Here is a 23,761-nt window from a genome sequence, read left to right on the forward strand (position 1 = left end):
ACACGGTTGATAGGACGGTAACCCTGTCGAAACCCATGCTTTACGGCGCCGAACCGTTGCGTATGAACGCCCGCACGAAATCACCGGAGGATGGGATGCGCTTATGGATGCTGGGAATGGCGCTGGCATCGGTCGCGACGGGCGGCATGAGTCCTGACGCCGCCGCGCAGGCCGGGCAGGCCGGGCAGGCCGCACCCGTCGTGGCGCCGGCCCTGACGCTGGCGCGCGTCTTCGGCAGCCCCGACCTATCCGGCACGCCGCCGCGCCTGCTGCGCCTCTCGCCGGACGGCAGCCTGATCACCTTCCTGCGCGCCCGCGCCGACGAGCGCGACCGCACCGACCTATGGGCGCGCGATACGCGCACCGGCGCGGAGCGGATGCTCGTCGACAGCCGCAAGGTCGGCAGCGGTGCCGAACTGTCCGAAGCCGAGAAGATGCAGCGCGAACGCGAACGTATCGGCGGATCGAAGGGCATCGTCGCCTATGACTTCGCGCCCGACGGCAAGTCGGTGCTCGTGCCGCTCGACGGCGATCTCTATCTGGCCGGTCTCGACGGCACGGTGCGGCGGCTGACCGACGCGCCGGGCGGGGCGCTCAACCCGATCGTTTCGCCGCGGGGCGGCTTCGTCAGCTTCGTGCGCGGCCAGAACCTCTGGGTACAGTCGCTGGCCGGCGGCCCGGCGCGCGCGATCACGACGGGCGGCGGGGGGACCGTGCACTTCGGCGAGGCGGAGTTCGTCGCGCAGGAGGAGATGCACCGCCGTACCGGCTATTGGTGGAGCCCCGACGAAAGATTCGTCGCCGTCGAGCGCTTCGACGAGGCGCCCGTCCATATCGCGACCCGGGCGTCGATCGGCGCGACCGGCACCAGCATCTACCAGCAGCGCTATCCGGCGGCGGGAACGCCCAACGTCCTGGTCGATCTCTACGTGATGCGACCGGATGGTACGGGACGGGTCAAGGTCGACCTCGGCGCCGATCCGGACATCTATCTCGCGCGCGTCGACTGGGCGGCGGATGGGGCGACGCTGCTGGTCCAGCGCCAGAGCCGCGACCAGAAGACGCTGGACATGCTCGCCGTCGATCCCGCGACGGGTAAGGCGCGCGTCCTGTTCACCGAGCGCGCGCCGGACAGGAGCTGGATCAACCTTTCCGACGCCTATCGCCCCTTGGCGGACGGCAGCATGATCTGGCGGTCGGAGCGCGACGGCTTCGGCCATCTGTATCGCTGGCAACCGGACGGACGGTGGACGCAGCTGACCAAGGGGCCGTGGGTGGTCACCGCGCTGGTCGGGGTCGACGAGGGCAGGGGGCGGCTCTATTTCACCGCCAACAAGGACGACGTGCTGGAGCAGCAGCTCTATGCGGTCGACTATATGCGGCCCGGGCCGGTCACGCGCCTGACCGAGCGCGGATGGACCCACGCAGCGACGATGGATGCGGCGGCCAGCCGCGTCATCGTCCAGCGATCCAATCCCTCGCAGCCGCCGCAGGTCTATCTGGCCGGCAGCGACGGCAAGCGGCTTGCCTGGATCGACGAGAATGCGCTGGTCGATGGCCATCCCTATCACCCCTATCTCGCGCGGCACCGGCCGACGCAATTCGGCACGATCAAGGCCGCCGACGGGTCGGTGCTGCACTGGGAGATGATCACGCCGCCGCTGGAGCCGGGCAGACGCTACCCCGTGTTCTTCCAGCATTACGGCGGCCCCGGCAGCCAGACGGTGACGCGCGGCTGGCAGGGCGCGCTGCCGCAATATCTGGTCGAGCGCGGCTATATCTTCTTCCAGATCGACAATCGCGGTTCGCCCAATCGCGGGCGGGCGTTCGAGAACCAGATCTACCATGCGATGGGCAGCGTCGAGGTAGAGGACCAGCTGGCAGGCGCCAACTATCTGAAGACGCTGCCGTTCGTCGATCCGTCCAGGATCGCGACCTATGGCTGGTCGTACGGCGGATACATGTCGCTGAAGATGCTCGAGACGACGCCAGGCGTCTATGCCGCGGCGGTGGCGGGGGCGCCCGTCACCGATTGGCAATTGTACGACACGCACTATACCGAACGCTATATGGGCGATCCGACGAGGGACGCGAAGGCCTATGCCGCGGCCGCCGCGGTCGCGGATGCGCCGAAGATCCGGGAGCCGTTGCTGCTGCTGCACGGCATGGCGGACGACAACGTCTTCCTCGACAATTCGACGCGGTTCGCCGCGAGGATGCAGACGAGCGACACGCCGTTCGAGATGATGTTCTACCCGGGCCAGACGCACCGCGTCGGGGGGGCCGGCGTGAGCGACCATCTGTGGACGACGATCCTCGACTTCCTCGACAGGACCGTCAAGAACCGACCCGCGGTCCAGCAGGCGCAGCCGCCGCGCTGAGCCGGGCGTTACGCCATCGCCAAGAAAGGTCTTCGACGCATGATCCTCCTCGCCCTTGCCGCCGCCGTATCGGGAACCTGTGGCCTGTCGCAGCCTCAGGCGTGCGCGACGACCGCGGACCTGCTCGCCGCGCCGGGTGTCGTCGAGGGTATCCGCGCCGCGACCGCGGGGCAGCGCGCCAACCTGCTCCGCGACGGCCTGCCACCCGTGGCGGAGCAGGCGCTCGCGGTTCTCGGCGGGCCGGGGGACAAGCCGCGGGAGATCGCCGGCGGCTGGCTGTTCACCGCCTGTCGCAAGGATGCCTGCGGAGAGAAGGGGGCGCTGATCGTCGCGGGCGGCAAGGTCGTCGCGGTCGGCGTGGTCCATGGCGCCTGTGCGGTCGAGCGGCAGCGGCCGGGCTGCGCGCGACGCCTGTCGCTGTCGCTCTATGGCGGCGACCCGGTGGTCCGCTACCGCCGGGCGGTCGCCGACTGGGCGGATGCGGTCAGCGACGCCGGGCGTCTTCCGGTCTACGACGATGGGGTGAACGAGCCAGTCGTGACGCTCCAGGGCGATTTCGACGGCGATCGCCTGCCCGACACGGCGGCACTCGTCGGGGTCGCGGCGGGGATGGGATATCGGCTGGTCGTGCAGCGCGGCGCCGATCCCGATCACCGTGCCGTCGTGGCGCAGCAGATCGCCGATCCATCGGGCTTCGACCTGGCGCAGGGCGACGGCGGCACGCTGCGGTTCGGACGGGATGCGGGGCAGGTCGCACGCTGGGTGGGCGATCGCTACGTCGTCGCGCCCGCGCGGTGAGCCTGATGATGCGGATCGGCATCGTCGCGCGCGCCATCGCCGCCATCGCGGCGCTGGTGTGCGCACGCAGCGGCGCGGCGGCGGAACGGGCCGGACCGCTGGTGCTGGCGGCGGCCAGCCTGCAGGAGTCGATGACGGCGGCGGCGGACGCCTGGGCGGAACGGGGGCATCCGAGGCCCGTGATCAGTTTCGCCGCCTCGTCCGCCCTCGCGCGGCAGGCGGAGGCGGGGGCCAGGGCGGATCTGTTCGTCTCGGCCGATCAACAATGGATGGATGCGCTCGCGGCAAAGCGGCTGATCGTCCCGCAGAGCCGCGCCACCTTCCTGGGCAACCGGCTGGTGATCGTCGCGGCGAGGGGAACGACGGTCCGCATCCCGCTCGGACGCGCCGCGCTCGCCAGGATTCTCGCGGCGGGACCGCTCGCCATGGCCGACACGCCCGTGCCCGCGGGTCGCTATGGCGAGGCGGCGTTGCGCAAGCTCGGCGTCTGGGACGCGGTCGCGGCCAAGGTGGTGCGCGGCGACAGCGTGCGCGCGGCGCTGACCCTTGTCGAGCGCGGCGCGGCGCCGCTCGGCATCGTCTATGCCACCGACGCCAAGGCCGCGCCGACCGTGCGGGTCGCCGGCGTCTTTCCGGCGTCGAGCTATCCGCCGATCACCTATCCCGTCACCCGGCTGCGGGCGTCGACGCATCCCGATGCCGAAGCCTTCCGCCGCTTCCTGATCGGCAGCGAGGGGCGCGCGATCTTCCACCGCTTCGGCTTCGTCGATCCGCGGTGAGGCCTTCGTTCCCATTGAGGTGTCGGACGGCCGGCCGTCGTCGAGGGCGACGAAACGAGGGGCGCGTGCGGAGGCGGCAGGCCGCATGCTGACGCCGGAAGAATGGGCGATCGTCGGCCTGTCGCTCAAGGTGGGCGGCACCGCCATCGTCGTGACGTTGCCGATCGCATTCGCTCTCGCCTGGCTGCTTGCCCGCGTGCGCTTTCCGGGCAAGGTGCTGCTCGACGCGGTCGTGCACCTGCCGCTCGTCGTGCCGCCGGTGGTCACGGGGTGGGCGCTGCTGCTCGCCTTCGCGCCGGCAGGCCCGCTCGGTGCGCCGCTCCTGCGCCTGTTCGGGGCGAGCGTGCTGTTCCGCTGGACGGGCGCCGCGATCGCGGCGGCGGTGATGGCGCTGCCGCTGATGGTGAGGGCGATGCGCCTGTCGATCGAGGCGGTCGATCGCCGGCTGGAAAGCGCGGCGCGGACGCTGGGTGCCGGGCCGGGCCGGGTCTTCTGGACGATCACGCTGCCGCTGAGCCTGCCCGGGGTGCTCGCCGGCGCCGTGCTCGGGTTCGCGCGCTCGATCGGCGAGTTCGGCGCGACGATCACCTTCGTCTCCAACGTGCCCGGCCAGACGCAGACGCTTCCGCTCGCCATCTACTCGGCGCTGCAACAGCCCGGGGGGGACGCGATGGTCTGGCGCCTGTCGGGGATCGCCATCCTGCTGAGCCTGGTGGCGCTCATCCTGTCGGAGAGTCTCGCGCGGCGGGTGCGGCGGGGTCTCCATGTCCTTTGACATCGCGATCGAACGGCGCCTGGGCGATACGGACATAGCGCTCGCCCTGACCGCGGGGGCAGGCCTGACGGTGCTGTTCGGGCCATCCGGGGCCGGCAAGACGAGCGTGCTCAACATGGTGGCCGGCCTGCTGCGGCCCGATCGCGGACGGATCGCGGTGGGCGGGCGCCTGCTGTTCGACGCGGCGGCGGGGATCGACGTGCCGACCCAGGCTCGCCGCGCGGGCTATGTCTTCCAGGAGCCGCGATTGTTTCCGCATCGCCGGGTCCGCGCCAATCTGATGTACGGTGCGCCGGCGACGGCGACGCTGGACGATGTCGTCGCGATGCTGGGCATCGGCCAGTTGCTCGATCGCTGGCCGCGCACCCTGTCGGGTGGTGAGGCACGCCGCGTCGCGATCGGGCGGGCGCTGCTCAGCGATCCGGCGTTCCTGCTGCTAGACGAGCCGCTCTCGTCGCTTGATCGGCCACGCCGCGAGGAAATCATGGTGGCGATCGAGCGCGTGCGGGACGACGTCGGCCTGCCGATCCTGATGGTCACGCACGATCCGGAGGAGGCTAGCCGCCTCGCGACGCGGATCGTACGGATCGATGATCCTTCCCCGGCATGTCCATGAAGGCCGCGGTCGTGTGCGAGACCGGGACGGCGATCGTGCAATGCACGCCGTCCGGGGTAAGCGCGAAACTGGTCCGGGCGTCGAGCTGATAGGGAAGCGCGCGTTCGATCAGTTCGCGGCCGTGCCCCCAGCGGTCGCCCTGCTGCGCACCTTCATTCCGCACGTTGCTTTCCCGCCAGTCGACCCACAGCATGGGTCGATCCTCGTCCGCTGCCCGTTCCACCCACCAGCGGATCGCCAGCGTCGCCTGCGCCTGTCCGAGCGCCCCATATTTCACCGCGTTGGTCGCCAGCTCGTGCAGGGCCATCGCGAGCGTCTGGACGCTTGGGGAGCGGAGACGGACGTCCATCGGACCATCCAGCGTCACCCGCTCGGGACCACCGTCCATCGCCGCGATCTCCGTCCGGATCAGCTCGTCGAAGGTCACGCGGCCATAGTCGTCGAGACGGGAGAGCAATTGTTGCGCGCGCGCCAGCGCGTCGAGCCGGTGCCAGAAGCGCGCCCTGAAGTCGTCGAGATCGACGCTGGTCTCCAATGTCTTCTGCGTCATGGAGCGTACGACCCCCATGAGATTGCGCGTCCGATGCTGCAGCTCGGCGACAAGGATCTGCTGGCGGTCCTTCAGCGCGCGCAGTTCGTGGACGTCGGTCGACGTGCCGAGCCATTCGATGATGGTGCCGTCGGCGTCGCGCACCGGTGTCGCCCGGGTCTGGAACCAGCGATACTCGCCGCTCGCGGCGTGGCGCAGACGTCCCGCCATCGCCAGGCTGCCGCTCGCCGCCGCTTTTTCCCATAACGCGCGCGCATCGTCGCGATCCTCCGGGTGCACCGCATCGAGCCATCCCATGTCGAGGCTGTCCGCGCAGGACTGGCCGGTGAATGCGGTCCACTGGGGGCTGGCCCATGTCCACAGGCCACCTTCCCTGGCGCGCCACACGAGCTGCGGAATCCCTTCGACCAGGCTGCGAAAGCGGGATTCGCTGGCCCGCAACGCCTCCGCACCGCGCTTCATCGCATCGACGTCGTGGACGACGGTGATCTGCCCCTGCGGCCGGCGCTCGGCGTCCATGAGCGGGACGGTGGCGACCCGCACCCAGACGCGGCGACCATCATCCTCGGTGTAGAGCATCTCCGTGCCGGGCAGCACGCTCTCGCCGCGCAGCGCCCGGGCACCGGGGAAATCCCGCACGTCGATCGGCCGTCCCTCCGCGTCCCAGCCCTGCCATCGTCCCTGTCGTTCGGGATCGCGCGACGGCATGGTCTCCGTAGGCAGGAAATGCCGCATCACCGCATTGCATTGTTCCAGCTCGCCGTCGGGTCGCACCACGGCGACGCCAACCGGCAGCACCTCCAGGATCACGCGCTGCTGCGCCTCGCGCTTGCGCAGGACGGCGAAGGCAGCGGCACGCTCGCGATCGGCGATGACGGTGGCGGTCGTTTCGAACGCGGTGACGAGGATACCCGCAGCGCGCGGCCCCGCGTCGCTGTCGATCAGCGGCGAGGTCGTTATGCTGAACCAGGCCTCCGCGTCCCGGCCGTCGCGATCGAGGCGGAGCGGTGCATCTGCCAGCGTCACCGTCTCTCCCGCGATCGCGCGCGTGAGGAGCGGTTCCGCCGGGCCCGCCGCTTCGGGCCAGTTGGTGAAGGCTGGTCGGCCAAGACTGTCCGGGTGGCGCTTGCCGAGGATCGGGATGCAGGCGTCGTTGTAAAGCTGGATCCGCTGGTCGCCCCACAGCACCGCCATCGGCATCGCATGATGCAGCGCCAGCTGGACCGTGTCGCGCAACATGGCGGGCCAGCCGGCCACCGGACCGAGCGGCGTGGCGGACCAGTCGAACGCCCTGATCCGCTCGGCCATAGCGCTGGAGCCAAGGGGCCATGGGGTGGTGCGGTCCATCGCCTGCCCTTTCCGTTGCATGATGCCGTCCGCCTGTCGAACGCAGGGCGGCCGACGTCGATCCGGATCGATCGGGCAGGGCGAAGGGCGGCGATGGTCGGCCGATACGAAAAGGGCGGCCCGTTGCCGGACCGCCCCTTCGCTTGGACCTTGGCCGAAGCCGCCGGATCAGCGCTTCGAGAACTGGAAGCTGCGACGTGCCTTCGCACGGCCGTACTTCTTGCGCTCGACCGCGCGGCTGTCGCGGGTCAGGAAGCCCGCGCGCTTCACCGGCGTGCGCAGGATCGGCTCGTACTTGGTCAGCGCCTGGCTGATGCCATGCTTGACCGCGCCCGCCTGGCCCGAGAGGCCGCCGCCCTTGACGGTGCAGACGACGTCATACTGACCCTCGCGCTCGGTGATGCCGAACACCTGGTTGATGACGAGGCGCAGCGTCGGACGCGCGAAATAGACTTCCTGGTCGCGGCCGTTGATCGTGATCTTGCCGGTGCCGGGCTTCAGCCAGACGCGGGCGACCGCGTCCTTGCGGCGGCCGGTGGCATAGGCGCGGCCGAACTTGTCGAGCTCCTGCGCACGCAGCGGCGCGGTCTGCGTCGGCTCGTTCAGCTCGCCGGCCAGATAGGCATCGGCGCGGGTGTCGGAATCGGCCTGGGCGGCATCGCGCTGCTGGTTCAGCGCGGCGCCGAGGTCGGCGAGGGACTGACGGTTGTCGGACATTATGCGCCCACCTTGTTCTTGCGGTTCATGCCCGCGATGTCGAGGACCTCGGGGTTCTGCGCTTCGTGCGGATGCTCGGCGCCCGAGAAGATGCGCAGGTTGCGCATCTGCTGACGGCCCAGCGGGCCGCGCGGGATCATGCGCTCGACGGCCTTTTCCAGCACGCGCTCGGGGAAGCGGCCTTCCAGTACCTTCGCGGCGGTGACGCCCTTGATACCGCCGGCGTAGCCGGTGTGCTTGTAATAGACCTTCTGCGCGGCCTTGTTGCCGGTGAAGCGGATCTTGTCGGCGTTGATGACGATGACGTTGTCACCGCAGTCGACGTGCGGGGTGAAGCTCGGCTTGTGCTTGCCGCGCAGAACGTTGGCGATGATCGTCGCAGCGCGACCGACCACGAGGTCGGTGGCGTCGACGATGTGCCACTTCTTCTCCACCTCGTGCGGCTTGGCCGCCTTGGTGGTCTTCATGAGCGCCTTCATGGCGTGACCTTTCCGGTTCGAAACGAAACGCGCCGCCCGAGAGAGGCGGCGCGAACGAGCGGGCTAATGCTGGAAGAGGTCGGCGAAGTCAAGCAAAGCGCGGGTTTCGCGACGGGTAAAATAATACCATGACGTCTGGTCGGCCTCGCCTGCGTGGTCGGTGCATCACCCCGTCAGGCAATCCCGCACCCAGGCGGCGCCCGCTTCGTTCGTCTGGACGGTCCAATGCTCGATGGCAGGCAAGGTATAGCTGTGCAGCTCCGCAATCCGCGCGACGACCGCCTCCACCCGCTGCGGCAGCGTCTTGAACTGCGCGATCGCCTCCGCGCCGCTTTCGACCGCGCCCTCCCAGCGATAAACCGACAGGCACGGCCCCAACACGTTGGCGCAGGCGACGAGCCGCTCCTCCACCAGCCGGCCGCCGATGGCGCGCGCTTCCTCCTCGTCCGGAAAGGTCGCCTGGACGAGCGCGATGGCGTTCATGCCACAGCGCGCATCGTGCCACGGCCGACCGCATGCGCCGCGCATACCGACGCGATCAGAAGCAGCGCGGCGTTCGCCTGATGCGCGACCGCAACGACGATCTGCACGCCGCTGGCCAGCGTCGCGATGCCGAGGATGATCTGCGCCACCACCAGCGCGACGACGAGGAAGCCGGCGCGCGATCCCGCCCGCGTCGCCCGGACCGCAAGGACGGTCAGCGCCGCGGCGGCGGCGAAGGCCCACCAGCGGTGGATGAACTGGACGACGACGGGATTGTCGACCGCATTGCGCCATTCCGGCGCGAGCATCGGCACGCCGGCCGGGAACAGGCTGTCGCCCATCAGCGGCCAGCTGGCGAAGGCATAGCCCGCGTCCAGCCCGGCGGTGAAGGCCCCCCAGCAGATCTGGACGAACAATACTCCCAGCGCGATCGCCCCGACGCGGGTCAGACGGGCGGGGCGGGCGAGGGGATCGCGGTGCAGCGCGTAAAGGTCGAGCGCCGTCCAGACGATACCCGCCAGGATCGTCAGCGCGGTCAGCAGGTGGACGGCGAGACGCACATGGCTGACGTCGGTACGCACCGACAGGCCGCTCGCCACCATCCACCAGCCGATCGCGCCCTGGAATCCGCCGAGCGCGAGTATGGCGACGAGCCGCCAGCCATAGCCCGACGGGATGCGCCGAGGCACCGCGAACCACAGCAGCGGCAGCGCGAACGCCATGCCGATCACGCGACCGAGCAGGCGATGGACATATTCCCAGAAGAAGATCGCCTTGAACCCGGCGAGCGTCATGCCCTGATTGAACGCGGCATATTCCGGAATGCGTTTGTAGCCGTCGAACTCGGCCTGCCATTGTGCCTGGGTCAGCGGCGGGATGATGCCGCTGATCGGCTTCCACTGGGTGATCGACAGGCCCGACTCGGTCAGCCGCGTGATGCCGCCGACGACGACCATCGCGACGATGAGGCCGGCGACGGCGAACAACCAGCGGGAGAGGGCGCGTGGCCGGGCACGCGAGAGGAAGGCGGCGCTTGGCTGCAACATGCCAGGGCGTTACACCCTGGCGCATGCCGCGCCAAGCGGATCGTCATCGAGGAGACGCGCATGCTCGGCCTGTTGCTCGCGACGCTCGCGCAAGCGGCGTCGCCCCCTGCGGCGGCGGCGCCGCAGTCCCCCTTGCCGCCGCTGCATGGCGGCCCCGCCACGATGACCTGCGCGGTCGGTGGCGAGACGTTCAGCGCGTGGCGGCCGACGATGTACAGCACGTTCGGCCAGCGCCCCGACGGGCGACCGTACAGCTACCTGCCGTTCCCGCTCCCGCTGCCCGAGTGCCCCGGCAACAGGCTGGTGATGTTCGATACCTTCACGCCCGCGGAGACCGCACGGCTGCCGGCGCTGATCGCCGGTTCGGGCTATCGCGATCTGCTGGCGGCGGGCGATACGCCTTATTATCGTGCCTACTGGCTCGCGGCGAAGCTGGGCCGGCCGGCGGACGACGTGCTGTGGCTGCTGCTGTGCGCCACTTGGGAGGTGAAGGGCGGCACGCTGTCTCCGTCGGCGACGCCGGCGCGCCTGGCCAAGGCGCGTGCCTATCAGGAGGAATTCGTGCGCCTCGCCCGCAAGCTGCCGGCGGATGTGCCGGCGAAGGCGCGCAGCTGGGTCGATATGCGCGCCGCCAACGCGCTGCGCGAACTCGGACGGTTCGACGCGGCGGAAGCGATGCGGCGTACCGCGCTGGCCGCGACCGGCGACGCCGATCCGGGTAACGCGGCCTTCCTCGCGAAGATGGGGCCGGTCATCGCACGCCGCGATCCCAGCCTCGAGCCGCTCGACCTCATCCCCGATCCGCAGGCGCGCTTCGTCTGCGCCACGCCGCCTCCGACGATGAGCGTGGCGGACCGCGCTCGATGCGCCACGCCGCCCCTGTCCGACGACGCGGCCCGGCTCCGCGAGCGGGATGCGATCGGCAAGGCGGCGCCGAAAGGCAACATGTGATGTTGTAACGCGCCCCCGATGCGCCTAGATGACGACGCGATATGACGACCACGATTCCCTCGCGCCGGTGGTGGCCGGGGCTCGATCGCCTCGCGATCGGCCTGTCGGGGCTGTGCGTGGTCCATTGCGTCGCCAGCGCGGTGCTGCTCGCGATGCTGTCCGCGGCGGGCGCGATGCTTCTCAACCCGATCTTCCACGAGGTCGGGCTCGCGTTTGCGATCCTGCTCGGCGCCTTCGCCCTGGGGCGGGGGATCCTCGATCATGGCTATGTCATGCCCGCGGCGATGGGTGCGCTCGGCCTCGGCATCATGGCGGGCGCGATGAGCCTGCCGCACGACGCCGGCGGCGGCGCGGAGACGCTGTGGACCGTCGTCGGCGTCGGCCTGCTCGCCTTCGGCCACGATCTCAACCGGCGCGCCACCGCCTGATCCGCTTGCCCGCGCCCGGGCGGCATCCTAAATCCAGATCATGGCGCAGGCGCACAAGCATCACGAACCGCAGGGCGATGAACTGACCGAGGTCGCGCAGGCGACGCTGGAGCGGGCGGGCGAACAGTGGACGCAGATGCGCGCCGCCGTGTTCGATGCGCTGGCGGGATTCGCCAAGCCTGCCTCTGCCTACGACCTCGCGGAGGCGGTGTCGCAGGCGCAGGGACGCCGGGTCGCCGCGAACAGTGTCTACCGCATCCTGGACGTCTTCGTCGCCGCCAACCTGGCGCGCAAGGTTGAGAGCGCCAATGCCTATGTCGCGAACGCGCATCCGGATTGCCTGCACGATTGCATCTTCCTGGTATGCGATTCCTGTGGGCAGATCGTGCACCTCGACAATGATCCGTTGACCCAGGGCGTGCGCGAAGCCGCGCAAGCCGCGGGTTTCAGGGCCGTTCGCCCGGTGGTCGAGGTGCGCGGCGTCTGCGCCGACTGCGCCGCGGCCAAGCATTGACCAGGATCAGACCGGCAATCGACACCTCGGATCGGAAGGGGTAAGCGGTTCGGATGTCTGACCTTCCCGCCACGCCGTTGCTCGACACCGTCAAGACCCCGGACGACCTGCGCAAGCTCAAGCCGGAGCAGTTGCGCCAGCTCGCCGACGAGCTGCGCGCCGAGACGATATCGGCCGTAGGCACGACCGGCGGGCACCTGGGTTCGGGGCTGGGCGTCGTCGAGCTGACCGTGGCGATCCACTATGTCTTCGACACGCCGACCGACCGGCTGATCTGGGACGTCGGCCATCAATGCTATCCGCACAAGATCCTGACCGGACGGCGCGACCGCATCCGCACGCTGCGCCAGGGCGGCGGCCTGTCCGGTTTCACCAAGCGGACCGAAAGCGAATATGATCCGTTCGGCGCGGCGCACAGCTCGACGTCGATTTCCGCGGCGCTCGGCTTCGCGACCGCCAATCGCCTCTCCGGCTCTCCGTCGAAGGCGATCGCGGTGATCGGCGACGGTTCGATGTCCGCGGGCATGGCCTATGAGGCGATGAACAACGCCGAGGCCGCCGGCAACCGGCTGGTCGTCATCCTGAACGACAACGACATGTCGATCGCGCCGCCGGTCGGGGGGCTGTCGGCCTATCTGTCACGCATGGTGTCGAGCCGCGAGTTCCTGGGCGTGCGCGAGGTGCTGAAGCGCCTTGCCCGCCGCCTGCCGCGCCCGTTGCACAAGGCCGCGCGCAAGACCGACGAATATGCCCGCGGCATGACGATGGGCGGCACGTTGTTCGAGGAACTCGGCTTCTACTATGTCGGGCCGATCGACGGCCATAATCTCGAGCATCTCATTCCCGTGCTCGAGAATGTGCGCGACGCGGAGGAAGGCCCGATCCTGGTCCATGTCGTCACCAAGAAGGGCAAGGGCTACGCCCCGGCCGAGGCGGCGGCGGACAAATATCACGGTGTCCAGAAATTCGACGTAATCACCGGCGCGCAGGCGAAGGCGCCTCCTGGCCCTCCCGCCTATCAGAATGTGTTCGGCGACCAGCTCGTCAAGGAGGGGCAGCGTGACCCGACGATCGTCGCGATCACCGCGGCGATGCCGTCCGGTACCGGCGTCGACCGGTTCGCGAAGGCCTTCCCCGATCGGACGTTCGACGTCGGCATCGCCGAGCAGCATGCGGTGACCTTCGCCGCCGGACTTGCCGCGCAGGGAATGCGGCCGTTCTGCGCCATCTATTCGACCTTCCTGCAGCGGGCCTACGACCAGGTCGTCCACGACGTCGCGATCCAGAACCTGCCCGTGCGCTTCGCGATCGATCGCGCGGGCCTGGTCGGTGCCGACGGCGCGACGCATGCCGGCAGCTTCGACGTCACCTATCTGGCGACGTTGCCGAATTTCGTCGTGATGGCGGCGGCGGACGAGGCGGAACTGGTGCACATGACGCATACGGCCGCGCTGCACGACAGCGGCCCGATCGCGGTGCGCTATCCGCGCGGCAACGGCACCGGCGTGTCGCTGCCCGAGACGCCGCAGCGTCTGGAGATCGGCAAGGGCCGGCTGGTGCGCGAAGGCAAGACGGTCGCGATCCTGTCGCTGGGCACGCGGCTGGCCGAGGCGCTCAAGGCCGCGGACGTGCTGGAGGCGAAGGGGCTGTCGACCAGCGTCGCCGACCTGCGCTTCGCCAAGCCTCTCGACGAGGCGCTGATCCGGCGACTGCTCACCACGCACGAGGTTGCGGTGACGATCGAGGAGAATGCCGTTGGTGGCCTGGGCGCCCATGTGCTGACGCTGGCGAGCGACGAGGGGCTGATCGACGCGGGCCTGCGCCTGCGCACGATGCGCCTTCCCGATGTCTTCCAGGATCAGGACAAGCCGGAGGTGCAATATGCCGAAGCCGGGCTCGACGCCGATCACATCGTCGAGACGGTGCTGAAGGCGCTGCGCCACAACAGCGCCGCGGTGCCCGAGGGCGCGCGGGCGTGAGGTTTGGATGGCGGCGGAGGGGGACCGGCTAGCCACACTGACCGCGACCGAGCAGGATATCCTGCGTCGGCTCGCCGCCGGCCATACCGCCAAGAGCATCGCCGCCGAGACGGGTCTGTCGGTCAATGCCGTCAATGAACGGCTGCGCGAAGCGCGTCGCAAGACCGGCGCTACAAGCAGTCGCGAGCTCGCGCGTCTGTTCATTGCCCAAGAAAATCGTGACGAGCAAATCGGGGTGGCGCAGCCGCCCGATGCCGGACAGGTCGAGCCAGACCCGCCGCATCGGGCGACGGGGCTGTTACGAATGGGTCCTCTTGTCATGACGATACTCATCGGCCTGGTCGCCGCGGCCACTCTGACCGGCACGTTGATCCAAAACGATCCGGTCAAGGAAAACGGCGGGATGCCCGATCAGCTGCTCGGGTCGCTCGCCGTCGACCATCCCGATCAGGTTTCAACGCTGCATGGGCAGGTCCGGCGCGAGACGCGGGACTCGGCTTGGGCCACCGAAGCGGAAGCAGCCCTCGCCAACAGATTCGGTGCCATCGCCAATGTCGACAGTCTGCGTGTCCTGTGTGCGGCGAAATTGTGCGAGGTAGCCGGACGGTTGCGTCCGGGGTCCGCTTCGGGGCCGGCGCTGCTTGCGGTGCAGCAGCTCTCGCTGACGGGCGTGCGCGATCTCGGCTTTGGTGATTCCGTTTTCTCGGTCGGCGGCAAGGCGATGGGAAAGGGAGACCCGTTCGTCGTCTACCTGAAGCGGATCCCAACGACGGTGCCGCATATGATCTCGACCAGCCCCGCGCAGGGCGCGACGATCCCCGCCGGACCCTATACGCTCAGTGTCACGTTCGACCGGCCGATGCGGGCACGCAGCTATTCGTTCGTGACCAGCAACGTCGGCGACTATCCCGACTGTGACGGGAAGCCGCAACAATCGCCGGATGGACGGACGTTCACAATGCGCTGCAGCGCCGTCGCCGGCCGGACCTATGCGATCGGCTTCAATTCCGAGCGCTTCGGCAACTTTGCCAGCGTGGACGGCGTTTCGGCGACGCCGTCCATGCTCTCCTTCGACACCCGTCGCTGATCGGTCACCGCCCCAGATAATGCGCCTGTGCCGCGTCGGTGGCGTTGATGGCCAGGACGGCGCGGGCGTCTCCGGGGCTGCGGGCGTGGCCGCGACTGTCGCTGCTGGCGGCGATGACACGGTCGAGCAGGTCCTGCCCTTCGCGCCACCAGCCCAGGCCGCTCGCGGCATTGATATGCCCCTGCGGCCCGGCGTCGACGAAATGGCTGCCCCAATTGGCTGCCAGGCTGTGCGCGCGGTCGATCGTGATCCACGGATCGTCGCGCGAGGCGACGAGGATCGACGGGAAGGGCAGCGGCGTGCGCGGCGTAGGGGCGAAGCCCTTCAGCGCCTCGGGCGCGTCGGGCCGGTCGACGTCCGCCGGGGCGACGAGCAGCGCGCCGGCCACCGGCCATCCGTAGGGCTGCGGGCTCAGCTCCGCCCACCACGCCACCGCGAGGCAGCCGAGGCTGTGCGCGGCGAGGATCACCGGCGCCTCTGCGGCGCGGATCGCCTGGTCCAATTTGGTGACCCAGGCGTTGCGGTGCGGCGTGTTCCACATGCCGAGCTCGACGCGGATTGTATCCGGCCGCGCTTCTTCCCACAGAGTCTGCCAGTGCGAGGGACCCGATCCGCCGAGGCCCGGCACGGTCAGGATCGTCGGGCCAGCGGATTCGAACGTCGCGAAACCAGTCATTGCCATCTCCCTCCAATACGAAAGGGCATGTCCGGCCTGTCGTCTCGAGCGACGCCGTCCGGCACGCCCCCCATCAACGGCCAAGTTATACCCACTAATCCGATGGACAATAGCGAAGCGCCGAGCGGAGGGCCGTTCGCGCCGGGTGGATGCGGCCGCGGGGAGCGGCTATCGAGCGGCATGGCAAAGACCCGTGCGGACCAGCTTCTCGTCGATCGCGGCCTCGCCGAATCGCGCACGCGCGCGCAGGCGCTGATCATGGCGGGCCTCGTCTTCGTCGGCGATCGCAAGGTCGACAAGCCGGGGCAGGCGCTTGCCCCGGATGCGGCGATCGACGTGCGCGGTCGCGACCATCCCTGGGTGTCGCGCGGCGGCATCAAGCTCGCGCACGGCCTCGACCATTTCGGGTGGGACGTGACGGATGCGGTCGCGATCGATGTCGGATCGTCGACGGGCGGCTTCACCGACGTGCTGCTGACCCGCGGCGCGGCGCGCGTCTATGCCGTCGACAGCGGCACGAACCAGCTGGCGTGGAAGCTGCGTCAGGACCCCCGCGTCGTCGTCCACGAACAGACCAGCGCCCGCATCCTGACCGACGCGCACGTGCCGGAGCCGATCGACCTCGTCGTTTGCGACGCGAGCTTTATCGGCCTTGCCAAGGTGCTGGAACGCCCCTTGTCCTTCGTCCGCGACGGCGGGCGGCTGCTCGCGCTGATCAAGCCGCAGTTCGAGGCTGGACGCGAGGAGGTCGGAAAGGGCGGTGTCGTCCGCGATCCGGCGGTTCACGCGCGGGTGTGCGCGGCGGTCACCGACTGGCTGTCCGGGGCAGGGTGGTCGGTCGACGGCGTTGTGCCCAGTCCGATCACCGGGCCGGAAGGCAACGTGGAATTTCTGGTCGCTGCGCGGCGGATCGGACCGCTTTCGGAACGATCTTCATAGCGGACGCTTTACGGATGCTGCGGCGCAGGGCACAGGACGCCGACCGGAAGGGATGGAGCATCGCGTGAACGTCGTCGCATCCAAGGATCAACTTCGAATGTCGTTCCTGCGCTGGGCGGCGGTGACGGTGCCGCTGATCCTGCTGCTCGGCTTCGCATCGGGGCGGGCGGTGCCTTCGGGGATGGAGAATGGCTGGTACGTGGCGCTCGCAAAGCCCGCGCTGACGCCGCCCGGCTGGGTCTTTCCCGTCGCCTGGACCACGCTGTACATTCTGATGGGTTTCGCGCTCGCGATGATCCTCCACGCGCGCGGTGCGCGCGGGCGTCCGCTCGCGATCGGGCTGTTCGTCGTGCAGTTCGCGCTCAACCTGATCTGGACGCCGCTGTTCTTCGGCATGCACCAGATCGGTGCGGCCCTGCTCGTCATCGTGCTGATGCTGGTCGCGGCGATCGCCACCACCATCGCTTTCTCGCGCATCCGCGTCACGGCGGCATGGCTGCTCCTGCCCTATCTGGTCTGGATCAGCTTTGCCGGGGTGCTCACCTGGCGGATCGGCCAGCTTAACCCGGATGCCGGAACCCTTGCGCCGGCGGCGCACACGTCCCAGATGCTGTGAAGACGCTTTTCCCCATTCGTACCGGAACCTAGCATGCAGACCGAAAACCGCCTGTTCGATGATGTCGTCAAGTTCGTGAACGGCGCCGCCGGCACGCTCGCCGGTGTCGGCCGGGAGGCGGAATCGAACGCTCGCGCACGTGCGCGCGAGTGGATCGGCGGCTTAGATTTCGTGAGCCGTGACGAATTCGATGCGGTGAAGGCGATGGCGATCGCCGCGCGCGACGAGGCCGACGCGCTCAAGGCGCGGCTCGACGCGCTCGAGGCGAAGCAGGCGTCGGGCGCGACGGGAACCGACGCCTGACTTTTCCACAGTTTTATCCGCAACCTTATCGACCGGGGTTGCCGTCGCGGTTTTGCCGCGGCAGCCTCTTCGTGCGATAAGGAGCAATGGCCATGCTCGACCACGCCGACCACGACCAGGACGCCGCCGCCCCGATCGACATGCTCGAGGCTTATTATGCCGCGCATGGCTGGGAACACGAACGGCACGACGACGAGATCGTCGCCACGGTCAAGGGCAGCTGGACCACCTACGAACTGCGGGCGCTCTGGCGCGAGGACGACAGCGTCCTGCAGTTTCTCGCTTTTCCCGATATCAAGGTCACCGACGACCGCCGCGTGGCGGTCTATGAGGCGATCGGTCTGGTCAACGAGCAATTGTGGATCGGGCATTTCGAGCTTTGGTCCTCGTCGGGCGTGCTGCTCTATCGCCACGCGGCGATGATCGACGGCGACGAGGAGGGCACAATGTCGCTGGGCGCCGCCGAACTGCTGGTCGAATCGGCGATCGAGGAATGCGAGCGCTTCTATCCCGTGTTCCAGTTCGTCCTGTGGGGCGGCAAGAGCCCGCGCGAGGCGCTCGCTGCGGCGCTGATCGAGACCCAGGGCGAAGCCTGACGCGATGAATCACGATCTGCCCCATGGCAGGATGCTGCTGGTCGGCTGCGGCAACATGGGCGGCGCCATGCTGCGTCGCTGGCTGGATGCGGGACTGGAAGCGTCCCTGGTCACTGTCGTGAGCCCGAGCGGGCGGGCGATGCCCCAGGGGGTCTCGGTCGTCACGAGCGTGCCGCATGCCGATGCTGCGGCCCCGTTCGACATCGTGATGCTGGGGTTCAAGCCGCAGCAGCTCGCTCAATTTCGCGATGGCCCGCTCGCCGCCCATGCGCCGCGCGTGCTGATCTCGATCCTCGCGGGCGTCGAACATACCCCGCTCGCCGCTGTGATGCCGCGCGCGCGATCGATCGTGCGGGCGATGCCCAATCTGCCCGTCGCGATCGGGCGGGGCGTGGTCGCACTGAACGCGGACGGAGCCGACGCGGCGGCGCGGGCGGCGGTGGAAGCGCTGATGCGGCCGCTGGGCCTGGTGGAGTGGATCGCGCGCGCCGATCAGTTCGACGATGTCACCGCGCTCGCGGGATGCGGGCCGGGATTCGTCTTCCGCTTCGCCGATGCGCTGGCGCAGGCGGGCGCGGCGCTCGGCCTGCCCGGGGATCAGGCGGCGCGGCTCGCGTTGGCGACGCTGGAGGGCGCAGCGATCATGGCGGCGGATTCACCTGAAACGCCGCATGTTCTCGCCGATCGGGTCGCCAGCCCCGGTGGATCGACGCGCGCGGGGCTCGACGTACTTGACCGACCCGACGGACTGGTCTCGCTTCTTGGTAAAACGCTTGCCGCGTCCGCGCGGCGCAATCGCGAGATGGCGCAACAGGCGCGGTCCCAATAGCCGAGGTTCCGGCCTTCGCCGTCGCCACGCAAAAGCATACGACGCTAATCCCGCTCCGTCACCACCACCGTCTCCCACCGCGTGCTGCCGCGCGCATATTGGATCTCCAGCCCCTCGCGGTCGAGCTGCGCGAACTTCTCGATCGCGACGATCCGCGCGCCGGACGGGGTCGGCGGCAGCGCACGGGCGTAGCGCGGCTTGAGGTGCGCGAGCGACAGCCGCTTCTCCAGCACGATGCCGTCCCGCGCCGACCAGGCGAGCCCATAGCCATGACGCCCCCAATAGGCTTGCAGCTCGCGTTCTTCCGCCGTGCTGGTGAGGGCTACGCCCGCCTTCTGGCGTTCCAGTGCCGCCGGGGCGGCGCTCGCGACCATGCTCGTTCCGGCGGCGACCATCGCCATCGCGCTGGCGCGGCGGAACAGCGTTTCGTTGATGCGGTGCAGGATACGGGCCATCATCCAGGACGCACCGATCGCGCCGGCCGCGACGACGGCCCCGGCGATGACGCTCCGCGTCGTCAGCACGCCGAAGGTCGCGTACAGGGCGATCTTGACGATGTGCAGCAGGATTTCGTTCATCGCGCGGGTCGCCACGATCTCCGCCTTTTCCAGCCGCAGCCGAAAATAGATCCGATTGAACGCGACGCCGACCGCACCGGTGAAGCCGGACAGCAAACCGACCGCGGCGCCCAGCGACAGCAGCATCGCCGGTCGTGCCGCGCTTGTGCCGGCTTCGGCCGCGCCACGCGGCGGAAGGAACAGCAGCGGCAGATTGGCGACGAGGAACAGGCCGAGGATCAGCTTCACGTACATCGGATCGAAGCGGCTCAGCATCCACGCGCCGAGCGCGGCCGCAGGCAGAGCGGCAGGCAGGAACCAGCGCACGATGTCCCAGCGGATCGCGCGGCGGAACAGCGCGATGCGCGACAACGAACTGGTCGCGGAGCCGATCGATAGCGCCGCCGGAACCTCCACGCCGGGCAGCAGCAGCGCGAGCACGGGGATGAGCATGAGCCCGGCACCGCCGCCGGCGATCGTGCTGATCGCGAAGGCGACGACGGCGGCGACGAAGAGAAACGCGATCAGCATGGCTGCGCGCTCTTGCGACGCCGCGCGGTGGCGCGCAACGCCGATCGCAGGACATTGCACGTTTGCAATGCGGCCGGTCCCGCTTCCACGCCCGTGGATCAGACCCTATGATACGCCGTGGCACGGCATGGAACCGCGCCGAGGGGGGCGACGGGGGTGCGCGTCAGACTTCTGATAGGGTCGAGATCAGCGCGCGGCTCGTGGCGCTCAGCCGCGCAGACCCTCGACATGGGCACGATCCGATTCGGGGATCATCCCCTCCAGCACCGCCCAATAGCCGGACACCGCCTCCTGGCCCGCGGCCTGATAGGCGGCGGACATGCGCGTGCGCACCGCCTCGAACAGCTCCGCCTCCATCGCCGAACCAGCCTCCGTCAGGCGCAGCAGCCGCTGGCGCCGGTCGCGCTCGCCGGGCCGCGATTCGACCAGCTTGCGATCGGTAAGCTCGTTCAGTACCCGACCCAGCGATTGTTTGGTGATCGCCAGCAGCGCCAGCAGCTCGCTGACCGTCAGGTCCGGCTTGCGGGCGATGAAATAGAGCGCACGGTGATGGGCCCGGCCCAATCCTTGCGCGGCGAGACCCTGATCGACGGAACGGGTGAGGTGACTGTGACCGAAGTACAGAAGCTCCATGCCGCGACGGAGTTCGGGCTCGCGGAGGAACTGGGCGGAAGCGGAGGAGGGAGCTGGGGCAGCCATGTTGACCGGTTTAGCCACCGCCCGTACGCGACTGCAACCCCGAAAGCCTGAAGAAGAGAGATGATGTCCGCTGACCTGCCCGCTTTCCGCTTCGATCCGAACCCGTCGCCCGTCGCGGCGAACGAGCGGACGGCGCGCCTCGTCGACCCGGGGTTCGGGCGCGTCTTCACCGATCACATGGCGCTGATCCGCTACACGGAGGGGCGCGGCTGGCACGATGCGCAGATCACCGCGCGCGCGCCGCTCACGGTCGACCCGTCGACGGCAGTGCTGCATTATGCGCAGGAGATCTTCGAGGGGCTGAAGGCCTATCGCCTCGACGACGGCGATGTCGCGCTGTTCCGGGCCGACGCCAATGCGCGGCGCTTCCGCGATTCGGCGCGCCGGCTGGCGATGCCCGAACTGCCGGATGCGCTGTTCCTCGAAAGCTGCCGGCAGCTGGTGGAGACGGAGCGCGACTGGATCCCCACGATCGACGGCGGCGCGCTGTACTTGCGTCCGTTCATGATCGCGAGCGAGGCCTTTCTGGGCGTCAAGCCGTCGGCCGAATATATCTACATGGTCATCGCCTCGTCGGTGGGCGCCTATTGGAAGGGCGGCGCACGCGCCGTGTCGATCTGGGTCAGCCGCGACTACAGCCGCGCCGCGCCGGGCGGCACGGGGGCGGCCAAGTGCGGCGGCAATTATGCCGCCAGCCTCGCGGCGCAGTCTGAGGCGATCCGGCAGGGATGCGACCAGGTCGTGTTCCTCGACGCGGTCGAGCGGCGGTGGGTCGAGGAACTGGGCGGGATGAACGTCTTCTTCGTCTTCGACGACGGCAGCCTCGTCACGCCGCCGCTGACCGGTACGATCCTGCCCGGTATCACCCGCGATTCGATCATCCGCATCGCCCGCGACCAGGGGATGACGGTGCGCGAGGAGCTGTACGGGATCGACCAGTGGCGCGCCGACGCGGCGAGCGGGCGGCTGGTCGAGGCCTTCGCCTGCGGCACCGCGGCGGTCGTGACGCCGATCGGCCAGGTCAAGAGCGCGGACGGCGACTTCACGATCGGTTCGGGTGGCACCGGCCAGACGACGCAGCGGATGCTCGACGCGCTGACGGCGATCCAGCGCGGCCGCGGCACCGACGCGCACGGCTGGGTGCAGCGGCTCGGCTGACCCCGGCCCGGCGGCGATAAAGACGCACGGCGGGGCTTCCCAACCCCGCCGCTGCGGCTATAAGGCCGCCCTTCTTGCTGGGGCGTCGCCAAGCGGTAAGGCAACGGTTTTTGGTACCGTCATACGCAGGTTCGAATCCTGCCGCCCCAGCCAAGCTTTTTCGCTAAGTTAGCCGTTTTTTGCTGAGCGGCGCTGACAGGCGTTCCGCACTTTTCTGCCGGCCCCCCCTAAGTGATCCGCGCACGCGGCATCGGCATCGGCGAAGCAACGCGGATCCCGTGGTCATCCCGTTCTCGGGCGGGCGAACCAGCGCCCCTTTGCTTGCCGCAGCCTCGACGTAAGCGAGAAGGCGGGCTCCCGGGGCGACGGGGCGGACGATGCCGTTCAACGGATGCCGATGCCGCGCTCGCGTGCCCAGATCACCGCCGCGCTGCGCCGGTTGACGCCGATCTTCGCATACAGCCGCGACACATGGTTCCGCACCGTGTTGCCCGTCAGTCCGAGTCGGTCCGCGATCGCCTTGTCGTCGGCGCCCTGGCAGATCAGCTCGAGCACCTCCCGCTCTCGCTTGCTGAGATCGAGCGGAGGATGCCGCTCCGCGTCACCACCGCCGCGCAAGGTGGCGAGCTTGTCCATGATGGAACGGCTGAACCAGCTCGCGTCCTTCATCACCGCATCGATGGCCTCGACCAGTTCGAGCTCGCCATGCCGGCGCTCCGTCACGTCCTGGTAGAGCCATAGGGCGCAGCGGTCGCCGCGCACGTCGATGACCTCCGCGGAGACGAGGCAGTCGATCGGCGATCCCGTGGCCGGCAGCAACCGGACGTCGAGCGTGCGTATGCCGCCACGCTGATCCAGCTCGCGCTCGACCTCCTCTCGCTGCGAAGCGTCGTTCCACAACTGGATCTCGTCCGCATCGCGCCCGATCAACGCGTGCGTGCCCCGGCCGGTCAGGCGCAAAAAGGCCTCGTTGACCTCGACGATACGGTGGTCGGGCAGGGCGGTGACCACCATCCCGCCGGGCGCGAGCCGGAACATCGTGGCGGCGCGATGCTCGCTCGACGCCAGTGCGCGTTGCGCGAGCCGGCGCGGCTCCAGATCGGCGAAGGTGAAGAGCATGCAGCGCTGATCGCCGACCTCGATCGGCTGACCGGCCAGGATGACCAGCCGCGAGGACCCGTCTGGCAACGGCAATTCCGCCTCGACCTGCGGAATGGTCAGCCCATGCTGCAGCCGCTCGGCGACTAGCGCATGACGCTCGGTATGGGCCAGGATGTCCAGGTCGCGAAGGTGGCGCCCTTCGATCGAATCCCGCGAGCATCCGCAAAGTTCGGCGAAGCCCGAGTTCGCCCGGATGAAACGCTGGTCGGAGAGGCGCAGGATCAGGGCCGGGGCGGGATTGGCCTGGAACATCGCCTCGAACCGCGCCTCCGCGTCGTAGCGCTCGGACACGTCCTGGATGACGAGCGCCAGATAATCCGGATCGCCGCCGTCGACGTCCATCACGACGTCGTGCACCATATGCGTCCAGCGCGGTTCGTTGACGCCGACCGGCGCCACCTCGACGACGACGTCCGGGAAGTTCTCGCCCGCCAGCATCCGCATGATCGGATAGTCGCGCCGGGCGAGGCGCTGGTGGTTGCGATAGCGCAGGCAGAAACGCTGGCAATACTCGTCCGCCGTCGCGCCGAGCGCTTCGGCCTGCGTCACGCCATGCATCGCCAGCGCCGCCGCATTGGTACCGACGATCGCGCCGGACGGATCGACGAGGATGACGCCGACGGTAAGCCCAGCCATCAGCTGTTCCAGATGGCGCAGGGTGGGCGCGTGGGACGCATGCGGATGTCGCTGGCTCATGCGGCATGAAGCCGCCGGCAACGCTTCGGGTTCCGGCTCCGATGTGACGGAAGTACCAAGTCCATCGTGA

General features: G+C 69.0%; 25 protein-coding genes and 1 tRNA gene. 17 read left to right on the top strand and 9 right to left on the bottom strand.

Translation table 11 applies throughout. The annotated features are described in order from the left end of the window. Window positions 1-95: 95 nt before the first annotated feature. The 5 genes from IQ292_RS13390 to IQ292_RS13410 all read left to right on the top strand — a co-directional run bounded on the left by IQ292_RS13390 (window position 96) and on the right by IQ292_RS13410 (window position 5,349). Window positions 96-2,381, top strand: a complete 2,286-nt coding sequence (locus tag IQ292_RS13390) for a S9 family peptidase (protein ID WP_203310820.1) — start codon at window positions 96-98, stop codon at window positions 2,379-2,381. 39 nt (window positions 2,382-2,420) lie between these two features. Then, window positions 2,421-3,179, top strand: a complete 759-nt coding sequence (locus IQ292_RS13395) for a hypothetical protein (protein ID WP_203310821.1) — start codon at window positions 2,421-2,423, stop codon at window positions 3,177-3,179. A gap of 5 nt (window positions 3,180-3,184) precedes the next feature. Next, window positions 3,185-3,958 carry a molybdate ABC transporter substrate-binding protein gene (gene modA, locus IQ292_RS13400; RefSeq protein ID WP_203310822.1) on the top strand — a complete coding sequence of 258 codons (774 nt, stop codon included), beginning with the start codon at window positions 3,185-3,187 and terminating at the stop codon, window positions 3,956-3,958. Window positions 3,959-4,043: 85 nt separating this feature from the next. Further along, window positions 4,044-4,733: a molybdate ABC transporter permease subunit gene (modB, locus tag IQ292_RS13405; RefSeq protein WP_203310823.1), complete on the top strand. Its 690-nt coding sequence runs from the start codon at window positions 4,044-4,046 to the stop codon at window positions 4,731-4,733. Further along, a complete protein-coding gene (locus IQ292_RS13410) occupies window positions 4,723-5,349 on the top strand; it encodes an ATP-binding cassette domain-containing protein (protein ID WP_203310824.1) in 627 nt (208 codons plus the stop codon). Before modB ends, IQ292_RS13410 begins: the two co-directional genes overlap by 11 nt. On the opposite strand, the gene IQ292_RS13415 is transcribed toward IQ292_RS13410, so the two are convergent. The 5 genes from IQ292_RS13415 to IQ292_RS13435 form a co-directional block, all read right to left on the bottom strand. After that, window positions 5,291-7,246, bottom strand: a complete 1,956-nt coding sequence (locus IQ292_RS13415) for a sensor histidine kinase (RefSeq protein WP_203310825.1) — start codon at window positions 7,244-7,246, stop codon at window positions 5,291-5,293. The genes IQ292_RS13410 and IQ292_RS13415 overlap by 59 nt on opposite strands. Before the next feature lie 168 nt (window positions 7,247-7,414). Beyond that, entirely contained in the window at window positions 7,415-7,963 is a 549-nt protein-coding gene (rpsI, locus tag IQ292_RS13420; RefSeq protein ID WP_203310826.1) for a 30S ribosomal protein S9, read from the bottom strand. Continuing rightward, entirely contained in the window at window positions 7,963-8,442 is a 480-nt protein-coding gene (rplM, locus tag IQ292_RS13425) for a 50S ribosomal protein L13 (protein ID WP_203310827.1), read from the bottom strand. Before rplM ends, rpsI begins: the two co-directional genes overlap by 1 nt. 165 nt (window positions 8,443-8,607) lie before the next feature. Then, complete coding sequence (cutA, locus tag IQ292_RS13430; RefSeq protein ID WP_203310828.1) at window positions 8,608-8,925, bottom strand: divalent-cation tolerance protein CutA; 318 nt, start codon at window positions 8,923-8,925, stop codon at window positions 8,608-8,610. Beyond that, window positions 8,922-9,971, bottom strand: a complete 1,050-nt coding sequence (locus IQ292_RS13435; protein WP_203310829.1) for a COX15/CtaA family protein — start codon at window positions 9,969-9,971, stop codon at window positions 8,922-8,924. The genes cutA and IQ292_RS13435 overlap by 4 nt, the downstream gene beginning before the upstream one ends. Window positions 9,972-10,031: 60 nt before the next feature. Here IQ292_RS13435 and IQ292_RS13440 point away from each other — a divergent pair, with 60 nt between their 5' ends. From IQ292_RS13440 to IQ292_RS13460, 5 genes are read left to right on the top strand one after another with little or no spacing between them, the layout of a single operon-like run. Then, the gene (locus tag IQ292_RS13440; RefSeq protein ID WP_203310830.1) at window positions 10,032-10,922 is read left to right on the top strand and encodes a hypothetical protein; all 891 of its coding nucleotides are present in this window, start codon (window positions 10,032-10,034) and stop codon (window positions 10,920-10,922) included. 41 nt (window positions 10,923-10,963) lie between these two features. After that, window positions 10,964-11,350 carry a MerC domain-containing protein gene (locus tag IQ292_RS13445; protein WP_203310831.1) on the top strand — a complete coding sequence of 129 codons (387 nt, stop codon included), beginning with the start codon at window positions 10,964-10,966 and terminating at the stop codon, window positions 11,348-11,350. A 40-nt stretch (window positions 11,351-11,390) separates the two neighbouring features. Then, on the top strand, window positions 11,391-11,864 hold the full coding sequence (locus tag IQ292_RS13450; RefSeq protein WP_203310832.1) for a Fur family transcriptional regulator: 474 nt from the start codon (window positions 11,391-11,393) through the stop codon (window positions 11,862-11,864). 53 nt (window positions 11,865-11,917) lie between these two features. Beyond that, complete coding sequence (gene dxs, locus IQ292_RS13455) at window positions 11,918-13,843, top strand: 1-deoxy-D-xylulose-5-phosphate synthase (RefSeq protein WP_203310833.1); 1,926 nt, start codon at window positions 11,918-11,920, stop codon at window positions 13,841-13,843. 7 nt (window positions 13,844-13,850) lie between these two features. Further along, window positions 13,851-14,930 carry a LuxR C-terminal-related transcriptional regulator gene (locus IQ292_RS13460; protein ID WP_238941091.1) on the top strand — a complete coding sequence of 360 codons (1,080 nt, stop codon included), beginning with the start codon at window positions 13,851-13,853 and terminating at the stop codon, window positions 14,928-14,930. A 4-nt stretch (window positions 14,931-14,934) separates the two neighbouring features. Here IQ292_RS13460 and IQ292_RS13465 read toward each other — a convergent pair whose 3' ends face one another. Continuing rightward, window positions 14,935-15,606 carry an RBBP9/YdeN family alpha/beta hydrolase gene (locus IQ292_RS13465; RefSeq protein WP_203310834.1) on the bottom strand — a complete coding sequence of 224 codons (672 nt, stop codon included), beginning with the start codon at window positions 15,604-15,606 and terminating at the stop codon, window positions 14,935-14,937. A gap of 180 nt (window positions 15,607-15,786) precedes the next feature. Between IQ292_RS13465 and IQ292_RS13470 the strand changes: the two genes are divergently transcribed. The 5 genes from IQ292_RS13470 to proC all read left to right on the top strand — a co-directional run bounded on the left by IQ292_RS13470 (window position 15,787) and on the right by proC (window position 18,889). After that, window positions 15,787-16,545, top strand: a complete 759-nt coding sequence (locus IQ292_RS13470; protein ID WP_203310835.1) for a TlyA family RNA methyltransferase — start codon at window positions 15,787-15,789, stop codon at window positions 16,543-16,545. A 97-nt stretch (window positions 16,546-16,642) separates the two neighbouring features. Next, window positions 16,643-17,161, top strand: a complete 519-nt coding sequence (locus IQ292_RS13475) for a TspO/MBR family protein (RefSeq protein WP_203311039.1) — start codon at window positions 16,643-16,645, stop codon at window positions 17,159-17,161. A 33-nt stretch (window positions 17,162-17,194) separates the two neighbouring features. Further along, window positions 17,195-17,464: an accessory factor UbiK family protein gene (locus IQ292_RS13480; RefSeq protein ID WP_203310836.1), complete on the top strand. Its 270-nt coding sequence runs from the start codon at window positions 17,195-17,197 to the stop codon at window positions 17,462-17,464. An 86-nt stretch (window positions 17,465-17,550) separates the two neighbouring features. Next, window positions 17,551-18,060, top strand: coding sequence for a type III secretion system chaperone family protein (locus IQ292_RS13485; protein ID WP_476749646.1), 510 nt, complete (start codon window positions 17,551-17,553; stop codon window positions 18,058-18,060). A 4-nt stretch (window positions 18,061-18,064) separates the two neighbouring features. Then, window positions 18,065-18,889, top strand: a complete 825-nt coding sequence (gene proC, locus IQ292_RS13490) for a pyrroline-5-carboxylate reductase (RefSeq protein ID WP_203310838.1) — start codon at window positions 18,065-18,067, stop codon at window positions 18,887-18,889. A gap of 44 nt (window positions 18,890-18,933) precedes the next feature. Here the strand turns inward: proC and IQ292_RS13495 are convergent, their stop codons facing one another. Next, on the bottom strand, window positions 18,934-19,977 hold the full coding sequence (locus tag IQ292_RS13495) for a sulfite exporter TauE/SafE family protein (protein ID WP_203310839.1): 1,044 nt from the start codon (window positions 19,975-19,977) through the stop codon (window positions 18,934-18,936). A 207-nt stretch (window positions 19,978-20,184) separates the two neighbouring features. Beyond that, window positions 20,185-20,676: a MarR family transcriptional regulator gene (locus tag IQ292_RS13500; protein ID WP_203310840.1), complete on the bottom strand. Its 492-nt coding sequence runs from the start codon at window positions 20,674-20,676 to the stop codon at window positions 20,185-20,187. Window positions 20,677-20,739: 63 nt separating this feature from the next. Here IQ292_RS13500 and IQ292_RS13505 point away from each other — a divergent pair, with 63 nt between their 5' ends. Further along, window positions 20,740-21,834 (top strand): branched-chain amino acid aminotransferase, encoded by a 1,095-nt coding sequence (locus tag IQ292_RS13505; protein WP_203311040.1) that lies wholly within the window; start codon window positions 20,740-20,742, stop codon window positions 21,832-21,834. A gap of 78 nt (window positions 21,835-21,912) precedes the next feature. Then, a tRNA-Gln gene (locus IQ292_RS13510) sits at window positions 21,913-21,987 on the top strand. 231 nt (window positions 21,988-22,218) lie between these two features. On the opposite strand, the gene IQ292_RS13515 is transcribed toward IQ292_RS13510, so the two are convergent. Beyond that, window positions 22,219-23,691: a PAS domain S-box protein gene (locus IQ292_RS13515; protein ID WP_338057634.1), complete on the bottom strand. Its 1,473-nt coding sequence runs from the start codon at window positions 23,689-23,691 to the stop codon at window positions 22,219-22,221. Window positions 23,692-23,761 lie beyond the last annotated feature (70 nt).

This window comes from Sphingomonas beigongshangi, assembly GCF_016820445.1.
GTDB lineage: Bacteria > Pseudomonadota > Alphaproteobacteria > Sphingomonadales > Sphingomonadaceae > Sphingomonas > Sphingomonas beigongshangi.